This window comes from Mycobacterium sp. E183 (genome assembly GCF_001667735.1).
Lineage (GTDB): Bacteria > Actinomycetota > Actinomycetes > Mycobacteriales > Mycobacteriaceae > Mycobacterium.
The window spans coordinates 57,383-71,307 of the sequence record NZ_LZJN01000206.1 but is presented as its reverse complement, the minus strand read 5'-3'; the positions used below and the strand labels follow the sequence as shown (position 1 = coordinate 71,307).

Annotated in this window: 14 protein-coding genes; 6 read left to right on the top strand and 8 right to left on the bottom strand. The window is 70.3% G+C overall.

All coding sequences use genetic code 11. From position 1 onward, the window contains the following. The coding region (locus A5691_RS25770; RefSeq protein WP_082950498.1) for a DUF3000 domain-containing protein at positions 1 to 410 on the top strand (410 nt) is incomplete at its 5' end. A 1-nt stretch (position 411) separates the two neighbouring features. Further along, positions 412 to 1,716, top strand: coding sequence for a ribonuclease D (locus tag A5691_RS25765; protein WP_067748645.1), 1,305 nt, complete (start codon positions 412 to 414; stop codon positions 1,714 to 1,716). A 144-nt stretch (positions 1,717 to 1,860) separates the two neighbouring features. On the opposite strand, the gene dxs is transcribed toward A5691_RS25765, so the two are convergent. The 4 genes from dxs to A5691_RS25745 all read right to left on the bottom strand — a co-directional run bounded on the left by dxs (position 1,861) and on the right by A5691_RS25745 (position 8,679). After that, on the bottom strand, positions 1,861 to 3,774 hold the full coding sequence (gene dxs / locus A5691_RS25760) for a 1-deoxy-D-xylulose-5-phosphate synthase (protein ID WP_068017309.1): 1,914 nt from the start codon (positions 3,772 to 3,774) through the stop codon (positions 1,861 to 1,863). 57 nt (positions 3,775 to 3,831) lie between these two features. Next, positions 3,832 to 5,295 (bottom strand): cation:proton antiporter, encoded by a 1,464-nt coding sequence (locus A5691_RS25755; RefSeq protein WP_067748640.1) that lies wholly within the window; start codon positions 5,293 to 5,295, stop codon positions 3,832 to 3,834. A gap of 169 nt (positions 5,296 to 5,464) precedes the next feature. Further along, complete coding sequence (locus tag A5691_RS25750; RefSeq protein WP_369827109.1) at positions 5,465 to 6,685, bottom strand: class I SAM-dependent RNA methyltransferase; 1,221 nt, start codon at positions 6,683 to 6,685, stop codon at positions 5,465 to 5,467. Then, a complete protein-coding gene (locus A5691_RS25745) occupies positions 6,685 to 8,679 on the bottom strand; it encodes an APC family permease (protein ID WP_067748638.1) in 1,995 nt (664 codons plus the stop codon). Before A5691_RS25745 ends, A5691_RS25750 begins: the two co-directional genes overlap by 1 nt. 129 nt (positions 8,680 to 8,808) lie before the next feature. On the opposite strand from A5691_RS25745, the gene A5691_RS25740 reads away from it, so the two are divergent. Next, on the top strand, positions 8,809 to 9,477 hold the full coding sequence (locus A5691_RS25740; RefSeq protein WP_156669900.1) for a TrkA family potassium uptake protein: 669 nt from the start codon (positions 8,809 to 8,811) through the stop codon (positions 9,475 to 9,477). A gap of 12 nt (positions 9,478 to 9,489) precedes the next feature. Further along, on the top strand, positions 9,490 to 10,167 hold the full coding sequence (locus tag A5691_RS25735) for a TrkA family potassium uptake protein (RefSeq protein ID WP_067268952.1): 678 nt from the start codon (positions 9,490 to 9,492) through the stop codon (positions 10,165 to 10,167). Positions 10,168 to 10,267: 100 nt separating this feature from the next. Here A5691_RS25735 and A5691_RS25730 read toward each other — a convergent pair whose 3' ends face one another. Then, positions 10,268 to 10,909, bottom strand: coding sequence for a DUF3159 domain-containing protein (locus A5691_RS25730; protein WP_231972759.1), 642 nt, complete (start codon positions 10,907 to 10,909; stop codon positions 10,268 to 10,270). A 74-nt stretch (positions 10,910 to 10,983) separates the two neighbouring features. After that, a complete protein-coding gene (locus tag A5691_RS25725) occupies positions 10,984 to 11,352 on the bottom strand; it encodes an OB-fold nucleic acid binding domain-containing protein (protein ID WP_067268953.1) in 369 nt (122 codons plus the stop codon). A 136-nt stretch (positions 11,353 to 11,488) separates the two neighbouring features. On the opposite strand from A5691_RS25725, the gene A5691_RS25720 reads away from it, so the two are divergent. Next, positions 11,489 to 12,190, top strand: a complete 702-nt coding sequence (locus A5691_RS25720) for a serine aminopeptidase domain-containing protein (RefSeq protein WP_068017312.1) — start codon at positions 11,489 to 11,491, stop codon at positions 12,188 to 12,190. Positions 12,191 to 12,200: 10 nt separating this feature from the next. Here the strand turns inward: A5691_RS25720 and A5691_RS25715 are convergent, their stop codons facing one another. Both A5691_RS25715 and dut read right to left on the bottom strand, forming a co-directional pair. Beyond that, positions 12,201 to 12,950: a DUF3710 domain-containing protein gene (locus A5691_RS25715; protein ID WP_067889290.1), complete on the bottom strand. Its 750-nt coding sequence runs from the start codon at positions 12,948 to 12,950 to the stop codon at positions 12,201 to 12,203. Continuing rightward, complete coding sequence (gene dut, locus A5691_RS25710; protein WP_067780641.1) at positions 12,950 to 13,414, bottom strand: dUTP diphosphatase; 465 nt, start codon at positions 13,412 to 13,414, stop codon at positions 12,950 to 12,952. The genes A5691_RS25715 and dut overlap by 1 nt, the downstream gene beginning before the upstream one ends. 25 nt (positions 13,415 to 13,439) lie before the next feature. Between dut and A5691_RS25705 the strand changes: the two genes are divergently transcribed. Beyond that, complete coding sequence (locus A5691_RS25705; protein ID WP_067889287.1) at positions 13,440 to 13,925, top strand: DUF3093 domain-containing protein; 486 nt, start codon at positions 13,440 to 13,442, stop codon at positions 13,923 to 13,925.

The window sequence follows — 13,925 nt, the reverse complement described above, 5'->3', positions numbered from 1 at the left end:
GGTCCGACGGCGACGCCTTCGGCCGACTCATCCTGCTGTACGACCCGGAAGGCGCCGACGCGTGGGACGGCACCATCCGGCTGGTCGCCTACATCCAGGCCGACCTGGACCCCAGCGAGGCCGTCGACCCCCTGCTGCCCGAGGTCGCCTGGAGCTGGCTGGTGGACGCGCTCGAGTCCCGGATGGAGCAGGTCACCGCCCTGGGCGGCACCGTCACCGCCACCACGTCGGTGCGCTACGGGGACATCTCCGGGCCCCCGCGCGCCCACCAACTGGAGCTGCGGGCGTCGTGGACGGCGACCACGCCGCAAGTCGGCGTCCACGTCGAAGCCTTCTGTGAGGTACTGGAACACGCGGCGGGCCTCCCGCCGACCGGCGTCACCGATCTGAGCTCCCGGTCACGCGCCTGACATGTGCGAACCGGATGCCCCCGGGCCCGGCAGCACTGCGCCCGACAACAGCGAGCCCGACAATCCCGAACCCCAGCCCACGCCGCTGCTGCACCCTGCCGAAGGAATTCCCGACCTCTCGGTGACCGCCCGGCAGATCCAGGAGGCCGCGAAGCTCCTGGAGCGTGGGCGCGGACCGTTCGCCGTGGACGCCGAGCGGGCGTCGGGGTTCCGGTACTCCAACCGGGCCTACCTGATTCAGATCCGCCGGGCCGGCGCCGGCACGGTGCTCATCGACCCGGTCAGCCACGGGGCCGACCCGGTGGAGGCGCTGCGGCCCGTCGCCGAGGTGCTGAGCGAAGACGAATGGATCCTGCATTCCGCCGACCAGGACCTGCCCTGCCTCGCGGAGGTCGGCCTGCGGCCGCCAGCTCTGTATGACACCGAGCTCGCCGGGCGGCTGGCCGGTTTCGAGCGGGTGAACCTGGCGACGATGGTCGAGCGGCTGCTGGGGTCCGGACTGGCCAAGGGCCACGGCGCGGCCGACTGGTCCAAGCGCCCGCTACCCGAGGAATGGCTCAACTACGCGGCGCTGGACGTCGAGCTGCTCATCGAGCTGCGCGCCGCGATCGCCGACGTCCTGGACCAGCAGGGCAAAACCGGTTGGGCCGCAGAGGAATTCGACTACCTACGGGCGGTGGGGTCCAGGGACCCCAGCGCCGCGGCGCGGCCCGACCGGTGGCGCCGCACGTCGGGCATCCACCGGGTGCGCGACCAGCGGGGGCTGGCCGCGGTTCGCGAGCTGTGGCTGACGCGCGACCGCATCGCCCAGCGCCGCGACATCGCCCCGCGGCGCATCCTGCCCGACTCGGCCATCATCGAGGCCGCCCTCGCCGACCCGAAGACGATCGAGGACCTCACCGCGTTGCCGGTGTTCGGGGGACGCAATCAACGCCGCAGCGCCGCCACCTGGCTGGGGGCGCTGGAGGCGGCCCGGCAAACCAAGAATCCGCCCGTCGACGCCGAACCGCCCAACGGCCCGCCTCCGCCGGCACGCTGGAGCCGGCGCAAACCCGAGGCGGCCGCACGGCTGGAGGCGGCGCGGGCGGCCCTGTCGCGGGTGTCGGAGCAGGTCCACGTCCCCACCGAAAACCTCGTCTCGCCCGATTTGGTGCGCCGGTTGTGCTGGGACTGGGAGCCGGCGCCCGATCCCCTCGACGCCGTCGAGACGTTCCTGCGCGCCGGGCAGGCCCGGCGGTGGCAGCGGGAATTGGTGGATCCCCCGCTGGCGCAGGCGCTGCAGCCCCCGGCCGAGGCCGGCGATTAGCTCGGGGCGTTCACTCATCGAGGGTGAATCGTGGGCATTGCGGGTGAGCGCTGGGCGGAGAAATCGGCGAGATCCCGCCGTGAGCGCACACTCAACGCCCCGAATGCACTCGCGACGATGGTGGGTGGCGACCCGCTCCGCTGACTAGTCGAGGTGTTCGCGGATCTCCGCTTCGGTGACGGAACTGCCCAAGGCGGCCACCCAGCCGGTGACGCGGCGGGCCACGTCCTGATCGGTCAACCCGAGGTCGGCCAGCAGCTCACCCCGCGAGGCGTGCTCGTAGAACCGCTGCGGCAGGCCGACGTCGCGGCACGGAACGTCGATCTCGGCGTTGCGCAACGCGGCGGACACCGCCGACCCGACGCCGCCGCTGACCCCGTTGTCCTCGCACGTGACGACCAGTTTGTGTTGCGCGGCGAGTTCGAGCACCCCGTCGGACACCGGTAGCACCCAGCGCGGGTCGATCACCGTCACGCCGATCCCCTGGTTGTGCAGCCGCTTGGCCACCTCCAACGCCATCGGGACGAATGCGCCGACGCCCACCAGCAGCACATCGTGGTTCAATCCGGCGGCCGGCACCGCCAGCACGTCCACGCCCGAGCGCCGCTCGAGCGCCGGAATGTCTTCGCCCACATCGCCTTTGGGGAACCGCAGGGCGGTCGGGCCGTCGTTGACGTCGAGGGCCTCGCCGAGCTCCTCGCGCAGCCGGGTGGCGTCCCGGGGCGCGGCCACCCGCATGCCCGGGACGATGCCCAGCATCGACATGTCCCACATGCCGTTGTGGCTGGCACCGTCCGAACCGGTGATGCCGGCGCGGTCCAGCACCATGGTGACGGGCAGCTTGTGCAACGCCACGTCCATCATGATCTGGTCGAAGGCGCGGTTGAGGAACGTCGAGTAGATGGCCACCACGGGGTGCATGCCGCCCATCGCCAGGCCCGCGGCCGACGTCAGCGCGTGCTGCTCGGCGATGCCGACGTCGAAGAGACGATCCGGGAACTGTTGGCCGAAGGCGCTGAGCCCGGTCGGGCCCGGCATCGCCGCGGTGATGGCCACGATGTCGCGGCGCTTCTTGGCGTAACCGATGAGCGCGTCGGAGAAGGTGGCGGTCCAGCCGGGCCCGGCGACCTTGGTGGCCTGCCCGGTGACCGGGTCGATCACGCCGCAGGAGTGCATCTGCTCGGCCTCGTCGTCCTCGGCCGGGCCGAAGCCCATGCCCTTACGGGTGACGACGTGCACGATCACCGGCCGGCCGAAGCCGCGGGCGTGCCGCAGCGCCATCTCGACCGCGCGTTCGTCGTGGCCGTCGACAGGGCCGACGTATTTCAGCCCGAGGTCAGTGAACAGCAGCTGCGGGGACAGCGAGTCCTTGATGCCGGCCTTGACGCTGTGCATGAACCGGTAGGCGAGCTCGCCGAAGAACGGCATCGAGCGCACCGCGTCGCGGCCCTTCTCCAGCGCCTGCTCGTAGGCCGGCTGCAGCCGCAGGGTGGCCAGGTGGTCGGCGACACCGCCGATCGTCGGCGCGTAGCTGCGGCCGTTGTCGTTGACCACGATGATCACCGGCCGGCGCGAGGCCGCGATGTTGTTCAGCGCCTCCCAGCACATGCCGCCGGTGAGCGCGCCGTCGCCGACCACCGCGACCACGTGCCGGTTGCGGTGGCCGGTCAGCTCGAACGCCTTGGCCAGGCCGTCCGCGTACGACAGGGCGGCGCTGGCGTGGCTGGACTCGACCCAGTCGTGTTCGCTCTCGGCGCGCGACGGATAGCCCGACAGGCCGCCCTTCTTGCGCAGGCTCTCGAAGTCCTGGGCGCGACCGGTCAGCATCTTGTGGACGTACGCCTGATGGCCGGTGTCGAACACGATCGGGTCGTGCGGCGAGTCGAACACCCGATGCAGCGCCAACGTCAGCTCGACGACGCCGAGGTTGGGCCCCAGGTGTCCCCCGGTGGCAGCGACCTTGTGAATCAGGAACTGGCGAATCTCGGCGGCCAGTTCGCGCAGCTGCGGTTGGGACAGGTGTTGCAGATCAGCGGGCCCGCGGATCTGTTCCAGCATCCCGATAGTCTACGCAGCGTCCGCGGGAACGACAGGGAAGCAGCGGAGCCGCAAGGCCTACGAGCGGCCGAAGAGCTCGGCCAGGCTGTCGCGAAGTTCGGGATCTGCCAGGACAACGACCTCGTCACCGGCCCGAAGCTCGGTGTCGCCCCGCACGGGCACCAGGCCGGTGGTGCGGACCACAATGCTCACCCAGATGTCGCCGACCCGGTCACTGAGGCCCTCGACGGTGCACCCCTCGGCGGTCGACCCGCGGGCGACGCTGAAGCGATGGACGCCCTGCGGTTCGTCCGCGAGCCGGACCCCGATCTGCCACGGCTGGGTCTCCACGGTCCGCATCGGTAGCCGCAGCAGCCGGGCCACACCGGGCACGGAGCTGCCCTGCACCAGCACGGAGAAGATGACGACGATGACCACGATGCCGTAGAGGCGTTCGGCGCCGGGGACGTGGGCGGCCCGAAGGAACTCGCCCAACAGGATCGGCACCGCCCCCTTGAGCCCGGCGTAGAGGACGAAGATGCGTTCGTTGCGTCGCAGCCGGACCGGAACCAGGCACGAGCCCACCGCCAGCGGCCGGATCAACAATGTCAGCGCGACACCGAGTGCGACCCCGGGAATCCACACGTCCGGGTGGGCCAGGACGTTGATGTCCACCGTCAGGCCGAGAAAGGCGAACGCGACGATTTCGGCCAGCCCCGCCAGGGCGGCGTGGAACCGCTTGATCTCCGGCTTGTACGGCGCACGAGCGTCGCCGATCACGATGCCGGCGACGAATACGGCCAGGAACCCCGAGCCGTGCGCGAGCGTCGCGATGCCGTACAGCATCAGGCACGACGCCAGCGTGCGCAGCGGGTAGAGGCCTTCGCTCGGCAGGGCGACCCTTCGCATGAAGACGAGCAGGGCCCGGCCGCCGATCACCCCGACGGCCAGCCCGACCGCCATCTGGAGAACGAATTGCGTTCCCACACCGGCGAATCCGGCCGCGCTCAGGCCGCCCGCGGCGATCAGGCTGGACATCAGGGAGATGCCGACCGGGTCGTTGGCGCCGGACTCGCCCTCCAAGATGGTGCTGCTGCGGCCCCGGATCTCGCGTTTGCCCAGGACCGAGAAGACGACGGCGGGATCAGTGGGGGCCACGGCCGTGGCGACGAGTACCGCCGGGAACCAGGCGATTCCGAACGCGTAGTGCACCACCAGGGCCGCCCCGGCGGCGGTCAGGGCGGTCCCCAACACGCCCACCGACAGGATCGGGATGGCGGCCGCGCGGAACCGCGATGGCCCGATGTGCATGCCGCCGTCGAACAACACCAACACCAGCGCGATCGTGATCACCCGCTCGACGGTCGGCTCGGACGGCGACTGCACCGCCGGCACCGCGTGTACAACCACGGCGGCCCCGACCAGCACGAGCAGGGGCACCGGGATCTTGACCCGCTCGGTGAGGCGGTTCGCCAGGACGGCGACCAAACCGACTGCGCTGCAGAACAAAATGATCAGCGCGTAACGAAGAGTCTCGGTCACGATGGCCGCCGTCCGATACCGCTTGATGCGTCGGCGGGCGCGGCCCGCTCTTCGATGGTAGGCACCTAAGCCTTTCGGTTGGTCGACGGGGACATCGAGGACATCGCCGACCAGACTTCCCGGCACACCGTGACGGAGTCTATCGGCTGCGGCGCCCTTCCTCTAATCGCTAGCGGGTCAACAGTGCTACGCACTCGGTGTGATGCGTGAGCGGGAACGCGTCGAAGACCTTGATTTTCTCGACGGCATAGCCCTGGCCGAGATAGAGGCCGATGTCGCGCGCGAAAGACGCCGCCTCGCAACCGATGTGCACCACCCGCGGAACCCCGGCCGCCGCCAGCAGCTCGATGATTTCGCGCCCCGCACCCGCCCGGGGCGGGTCCAGCACCGCCACATCGGCGCTCGAGCGTTGCGCGCCGAGCGCCCGGCGCACGGAGTCGGTGACGACCTGCACCTGCGGCAGGTCGTCCAGCGCGGCGCGGGCGGACCGCGTCGCCGCGCGGGAGGTGTCCACGCTCAGCACCCGCCCGGACTCACCCACCGCCGCTCCCAGCGCCGCGGCGAAAACGCCCGCGCCGCCGTACAGATCCCAGGCGGTCGCGCCCGGCCCGGGTTGTGCCCAGTCGGCGACCAGCCGGCTGTACACCGCCGCCGCGCCGCGGTGCGCCTGCCAGAATGCCGTCACCGGGATCTGCCAGCTGCGCCCGTCCACCCGCTGGATCGCCTCGTAGCCGCCCTCCACGACCTTGGTCGCTGTCCGTTTGCCCTGCCGCAGCGTGCGCACCACGTGGCGCGCGCCGTCGTCGTCGACGACTACGTGCAATTGGGCCGTCGGGGGCCAGTCCGATTGGGCGAGCCCGTCGAGCATGCCGGACGGTAATTGCGCGCAGCGCAGGTCGGTCACCAGATCGTCGCTGTGATACCGGTGAAACCCGGGCCGACGGTCCGCGCCGACATCGAGCCGGACCCGCGTGCGCCACCCCGTCGGCCCGGAATCCGACAGCGGTTCGGCCTCGCCGGCCCAGTGGTGCCCGCCCAGCCGCTCCAGCTGGTTGGCCACCACCTGCGCCTTGAGGACCAGCGCCGCCTCCGGCGCGGCGAACGCCAGGTCGCAACACCCGGCCCCGTCCACCCCGGCGATGGGGCACAGCGACTCGACGCGGCCGTCGGCCGGTTCCAGCACCTCGAGGGTCTCTGCGTGCCAATAGGATCCGCGGTCGGCGGTCACCCGGACCCGCACTCGCTCGCCCGGCAGCGCGTAGCGGACGAACACCACTCGCCCTTCGTGGTGCGCCACACAGCTGCCGCCGTTGGCCGGGGCGCCGGTCACCAGCGTGAGTTCCTCACCCGCGGGCAGCACCGCGCTGGGTGTGCGAGGCGATTCGCGCATCAATCGAAGATTCCCCGACGGGTGTCCCCCGGGGCCACATGCGGCTGCAGCGTCTGCAGCCGCTCAGACGAATTCAGTTGCCACGGAACCGAAGTCACCATCACGTTGGGCATGAACAGCAGCCGGCCCTTGAGCCGCAGCGCGCTTTGGTTGTGCAGCACCTGCTCCCACCAATGCCCCACCACGTACTCGGGGATGAACACGGTGACGACGGTGCGCGCTGATTCCTTGCTGACCCGCTTGACGTAATCCAGTATGGGACGGGTGATTTCGCGATACGGCGACGCGATCACCTTCAGCGGCACGCTGATGTCGCTTTCCTCCCACTGGTGCACCAGCTCGCGGGTTTCGCCGTCGTCGACGCTGACGGTGAGCGCCTCGAGAACATCGGGACGGGTCGCGCGCGCGTAGGCCAGCGCGCGCAGCGTCGGCAGATGCAGCTTCGACACCAGCACCAGGGCGTGGTTGCGGCTCGGCAGCACCACGTCGTGCTGGGCGGCGGCCTGCTCCTCCAGCTCCCTGGTGACGGTGCCGTAGTGCCGGTGGATCATCTTCATGATCAAGAACAGCAAACCCATCGCGAAGAGCGCGATCCACGCGCCGGCGACAAACTTGGTGACCAGCACGACCAACAGAACGGCGCCGGTGGAGAGCAATCCGACCGTGTTGACGACGCGGGAGCGCATCATCTTGCGGCGCGCGCGGGGGTCGGTTTCGGTGCGCAGCAACCGGGTCCAGTGCCGCACCATGCCGATCTGGCTCAGCGTGAAGGAAATGAACACGCCGACGATGTACAGCTGGATCAGTGCGGTGACCTCGGCGCGGAACGCGATGATCGCCAGCAGCGCCGCCCCGGACAGGAACAGGATGCCGTTGGAGAACGCCAACCGGTCGCCCCGGGTGTGCAGCTGGCGCGGCAGATAACTGTGCTGCGCCAGGACCGAACCCAGCACCGGGAAGCCGTTGAACGCCGTGTTGGCCGCCAGCACCAGGATGAGCGCGGTGACCGTTGCGATCAGCAGGAAGCCGATGTGGAAGCTGCCGAAGACCGTTTCCGCCAGCTGGGTGACCAGCGTCTTCTGGTAGTAGCCGGGCGGCGCGCCGGTCAATTGCCGGGCGGGATCCTCGACCAGCTGCACCCCGATCTGCTGGGCCAGCACGATGATGCCCATCAGCAGGGCCACCGCGATCCCGCCCAGCATCAGCAGCGTCGTCGCCGCGTTGCGCGACTTGGGCTTCTCGAATGCCGGAACCCCGTTGCTGATCGCCTCCACGCCGGTCAGCGCCGCGCAGCCCGAGGAGAACGAGCGCGCCACCAGGAATGCCAGCGCGAAGCCGACGACCTGACCGTGCTCGGCGTGCATCTGAAAGCCGGCCGACTCCGCGCGCAGCGGGTTGCCCAGCACGAAGATCCGGAAAAGGCCCCAGCCGATCATGATGAAGACGCCGACGATGAACGCGTAGGTCGGAATGGCGAACGCCACGCCCGACTCGCGGATTCCGCGCAGGTTCAACGCCATCACCAGCAGGATCGAGGCCACGCAGAACCAGACCTTGTTCTCGGCCACGATCGGGATCGCCGAGCCGATGTTGGCCATCGCCGACGCCGTCGAAACGGCCACGGTCAGAACGTAATCCACCATCAGCGCGCTGGCGACCACCAGTCCGGCGGTGTCACCGAGGTTGGTGGTGACCACCTCGTAGTCACCGCCGCCCGAGGGGTAGGCGTGCACGTTCTGCCGGTAGCTGGCCACCACCACCAGCATCACCGCGGCCACGGCCAGACCGATCCAGGGCGTCAACGCGTAGGCGGACAGGCCGGCGACCGACAGCATCAGGAAGACTTCCTCGGGTGCGTACGCCACCGAGGACAACGCGTCGGAGGCGAACACCGGCAAGGCGATCCGCTTGGGCAGCAGGGTGTGACTCAGCCGGTCGCTGCGTTGCGGCCGACCGATGAGCAATCGACGCGCTGCGGTGGAAAGTTTGGACACGAGAGCCAAGACTAAGCCCACCGGGGTGTGGCGGTAGCTTCGTAGGTGAGAATGTTTGCCGACCCGAAATCGGCTGGCCGACGTGGGTTGCCGATGGGGGCCGCAGGACGCAGCCGAGAGGATCGGAAATTGCGAGTAGTGGTGATGGGCTGTGGCCGCGTCGGTTCCTCGGTGGCCGACGGGCTGTCGCGGATCGGCCACGACGTCGCGGTCATCGACCGCGACAGCACCGCCTTCAACCGGCTCAGCCCGGAATACGGCGGGGAACGGGTGCTCGGCCAGGGGTTCGACCGCGACGTGTTGCTGCGGGCCGGCATCGAGGAGGCCGACGCGTTCGCCGCGGTCTCCTCCGGCGACAACTCCAACATCATCTCGGCGCGGTTGGCCCGGGAGACCTTCGGCGTGAAGCGCGTCGTCGCCCGCATCTACGACGCCAAGCGGGCCGAGGTCTACGAGCGCCTCGGCATCCCCACCATCGCCACCGTGCCCTGGACCACCGACCGCCTGCTCAACGCGCTGCTGCGGGACACCGAGACAGCCAAATGGCGGGACCCGACCGGCACGGTGGCCGTCGCCGAGGTAGTCCTGCACGAGGAGTGGATCGGCCACCGGGTCACCGATCTCGAGCAGGCGACCGGCGCCCGGGTGGCCTTCCTGATCCGGTTCGGAGCCGGCGTCCTGCCCGAGCCCAAGACGGCTCTGCAGGCCGGCGATCAGGTCTACGTCGCCGCGATCTCGGGCCGGGTGGCCGAGGCCGTGGCCATCGCAGCCCTGCCACCCAGCGAAGACCTCGGTTAAGGAGCGGCGAACATGAAGGTAGCTGTCGCCGGGGCCGGCGCGGTCGGCCGCTCCGTCAGTCGCGAACTCATCGGCAACGGCCACGACGTGACGCTGATCGAGCGCAACCCCGATCACGTCGACGTCGACGCCATCCCCGCCGCGCACTGGCGGCTCGGCGACGCCTGCGAACTGAGCCTGCTGGAATCGGTGCACCTGCACGAATTCGACGTGGTGGTCGCCGCAACCGGCGACGACAAGGCCAACGTCGTGCTCAGCCTGCTGGCCAAGACCGAATTCGCGGTGCCCCGGGTGGTGGCCCGGGTCAACGACCCCCGCAACGAGTGGCTGTTCACCGACGCCTGGGGCGTCGACGTGGCGGTGTCCACGCCGCGCATGCTGGCCTCACTGATCGAAGAGGCCGTCGCGGTCGGTGATCTGGTGCGGCTCATGGAATTCCGCCGCGGGCAGGCCAACCTGGTCGAGATCACGCTGCCCGACGACACCCCCTGGGGCGGCAAGCCGGTGCGCCGCCTGCAGCTGCCGCGCGACGCTTCGCTGGTGACGATCCTGCGCGGCCCGCGGGTCATCGTGCCGGAGGCCGACGAGCCGCTCGAAGGCGGCGACGAGCTGCTCTTCGTCGCGGTCGCCGAGGCCGAAGAGGATCTGCGCAAGCTCCTGCTGCCCGACGGCCCGGGGCTCGACGACTAGGACCGGTGACCCGCAGCGCCCGGCTCCGCCGCGCTCGCGATCACCGCGGACCGATGGCGGTGACCCGCAGCGCCCGGCTCCGCCGCGCTCGCGATCACCGCTAGTCGCTGACGGGATCGGCGTCGATCGGGGCGCGGGCGTCGCCGGCCGCGAGCATGGCGCGCTGCGCGGACTTGATCGCCAGGTACGTCGCGAGCGCGGCCGCCACGGTCAGCGGCCAACCCATCGCAATGCGAGCGACGGCCAGCCAACCCGTCTGATCGGCGTTGTAGAGCAGGCCCTGGACCACGAACCGGGCGGCGAAGACCAACACCCAACAGATCGAGGCTGCGTCGAGCGCGTGGATGGCCCTCGGGACGTCGCGCCAGCCGTGACCCCGCCCGGTGGCCCAGGTCCACACGTAGCCGACCAGCGGCCGCCGGATGACGACCGACGCCGCGACGACCACCGCCCACAGCAACGACATCCAGATGCCCAGCAGGAAGTAGCCCTTGGACTCCCCGACGATGTAGGCGACCAGCGCGCAGATCGCGACGCCGAAGAACCCGGACACGGCCGGCTGCGGGGAGTCCCGCCGGATCAGGCGCCACACCAAGACCAGGGCGGCCGCGGTCAGCGCGGAGGCGATCGCCGCGAACAAACCCGACACGCTCGACGCAATGACGAAGATCACAACGGGCAGCGACGAATAGATGACGCCGCTGACCCCGCCGGCCTGCCGCAGCAGGCGTTCGGCGGTGATGCGATTGACGGTCGCGCGCTCAGCCCCGCCCGACTCGTCGGGTCCCGAACTCGGACCCCGATCGTCGGGTTGGGTCACCGCTGAATTTCGTAGTGCGGGTTGTAGATGGCCTTGGTGCCGTTCTCCAGCTTGCCCAGCCGGCCCCGCACCCGCAGCTTGCGGCCCGAGTCGATGCCGGGGATCCGGCGCTGCCCCAACCAGACCAAAGTGACGGTGTCGCTGCCGTCGAACAGCTCGGCGCGGACCCCGCCCGCACAGGCCTTGCCGTTACATTCCACGCTGCGCAGCGTGCCGACCATCGTGACCTCTTGGCCACGCTCGCAATCGATAACCCGTTGCGCGCCAGTGCTCGCGACCTCGTCGGACAACTCCTCGGAGTCGCGTTGCTCCGGCGCCTCCGTCAAACGACGGGTGAGCCGGCGCAGATATCCTTGGGCCCCCATGGCCACTCCTGACAATGCTGTTAAGCCTCGGCGCTTCACTTATGCCAACGGACACCGTAGACCTGTTGGTTCCCACGCGCCAACCGACTCAAACACCGATGTTGGAGCGCAACTGGACGCCAGGCACTATCGGGGGGTGGCTGTCGATCTGCGGGGTGTCACGACGGTGTTGTTGCCCGGCACCGGGTCCGACGACGACTACGTTCACCGGGCGTTTTCGGGCCCGCTGGGCGACGTCGGCGCGGTGCTGGTGGCCCCGCCGCCCCGGCCGGATCGGTTGATCGACGGCTACGTGTCGGCCCTGGATGCCGCCGCGCGCACCGGCCCGATCGCCGTCGGCGGCGTGTCGATCGGCGCCGCGGTGGCCGCCGCCTGGGCACTGGCCCACCCGGACGACGTGGTCGCCGTCCTGGCCGCCCTGCCGGCGTGGGCCGGCGCACCGGAAGCCGCGCCCGCGGCGCTCGCGGCGCGGTATACGGCGTCGCAGCTGCGCGCTGATGGGCTGGCGGTGACGACCGGTCTGATGAGGGCATCCAGCCCGCCCTGGCTGGCCGACGAATTGGCCCGGTCGTGGCGGGCCCAGTGGCCACAATTGCCCGACGCGATGGACGAGGCGGCCGCCTATGTGGCGCCGACCCGCGCCGCGCTGGCCCGCCTGACCGTGCCCCTGGCCGTGGCGGCCGCGGTCGACGATCCCATTCATCCGCTGGGCGTCGGCGTGGAGTGGGTCGATGCCGCGCCGCGCGCGGCGCTGCGAACGGTGACGCTCGACCAGATCGGCGTGGACCCCGCCGCGCTGGGCGCGGCGTGCCTGGCCGCCCTCGCCGACGTGGGCTGACGGGTTCGGGTCAGCCGCCGGTGGTGGTGCGCAGCTGCTGCATGGCCGAGCCCTCGACGCTGCGGCGCGCGGCGGGCTCGTTAGACCCCGACTCCGCCTCGCCTTGTTGGGCCTGTTGCGCCTCGGCTTGCTGGGCGGCCGCGGCCTCCCGCAGCTGCTGCGCCATGGGCTCGGGCAGCTGCACGGTCAACGGCGTGCGCACCGGAAGGGGCGTGTCACCGCGGCGAACGACGGTGTCCGCCAACGCCGCTCGCGCCTCCTGCTCGAGCGCCTCCATGGTCTCGTGCGGGCCGTTGATGACGCAGCGGATCATCCACCGGTACCCGTCGACCCCGATGAAGCGCACCGCCCCGGAAGCCGAGCCGACCACCTCGCGGCCCCAGGGGCCATCCTTGATGCTGACTTTGGCCGAGTCCTTGCGCAGCGAATCGGCGAGCTCGCCGGCCACCTCGCGCCACAGGCCGCCCGTCTTCGGCGCCGCGTAGGCCGCGATGGTGAAGCGGCCGTTGGGCGTGACGACCCACACCGCGCTCGGAACGCCGGTCTCGGTCAGCTCCACCTGCAGCTGGCCCGCCTCCGGCATGGGAATGAGCACCGAGCCCAGGTCCAGGCGCGCCAATTCCGCGACCGAGGGGTCGTCGAAATCGTCGATGTCGAAGGGGCCCTCGAGTTCCTCGCCGTACTCGTCGTCGATCGGGTCGGCGGCAGCTTCCGCGTCCACCGGCTCGTCGCTGTCGTCGCTACGTCTCTTAAGTGCCATCACAAACTCGCATGTCCGCCGGAGGAACCGTGGCCACCGTCGCCACGGGAGGTTTCGGCCAGCCCGGCCTCGTCGAACGACGACACCTCGACCAGCTCGACCAACTCGACCCGCTGCACCAGCAGCTGGGCGATGCGGTCACCCCGATGCACCACGATCGGCTCGGCCGGGTCGAGGTTGATCAGCGCGACCTTGATCTCGCCGCGATAACCCGCGTCGATGGTGCCGGGGCTGTTGACGATCGAAAGTCCCACGCGCGACGCCAGTCCCGAACGCGGGTGGACCAACCCGACCATCCCGAACGGAATCGCGACCGCGACGCCGGTGCGCACCAGGGCGCGTCGCCCGGGTTCCAGCTTGAGGTCCTCCGCGCTGTAGAGATCCACTCCGGCGTCGCCCTCATGTGCGCGCGTGGGCAGTGGAAGCTCGGGATCGAGGCGGATGATGGCCAGACTGGTCGACACGGGGCCACAGATTACCCTTGACTGCGTGTCCGGGACGCGCGTCGCGCCGCACAGTGTGCGATATCGCGAACGACTGTGGGTGCCATGGTGGTGGTGGCCGTTGGCCTTCGGGCTGGCGGGGCTGATCGCGTTCGAAGTCAACATGGGTGTCGCCCCCCGTCCTTCCTGGCTGCCGTACGCGACGCTGTTCGCGGTGGCCGCCGGGACGCTGTTGTGGCTGGGCCGCGTGGAGATTCGGGTCACCGCCGATCCGAACGCCCCCGGCGGGGTCGAGCTGTGGGCCGGTGAGGCGCACCTGCCGGTCACCGTGATCGCCCGGTCCGCTTCGGTCGCCGCGTCGGCCAAGTCCGCGGCGCTGGGACGCCAACTCGACCCGGCGGCGTTCGTCCTGCACCGGGCATGGATCGGACCGATGATTCTGGTCGTCCTCGACGACCCGGACGACCCGACGCCGTACTGGCTGGTGAGTTGCCGCCACCCCGAGCGGGTGCTGTCGGCATTGCGCAGCTGA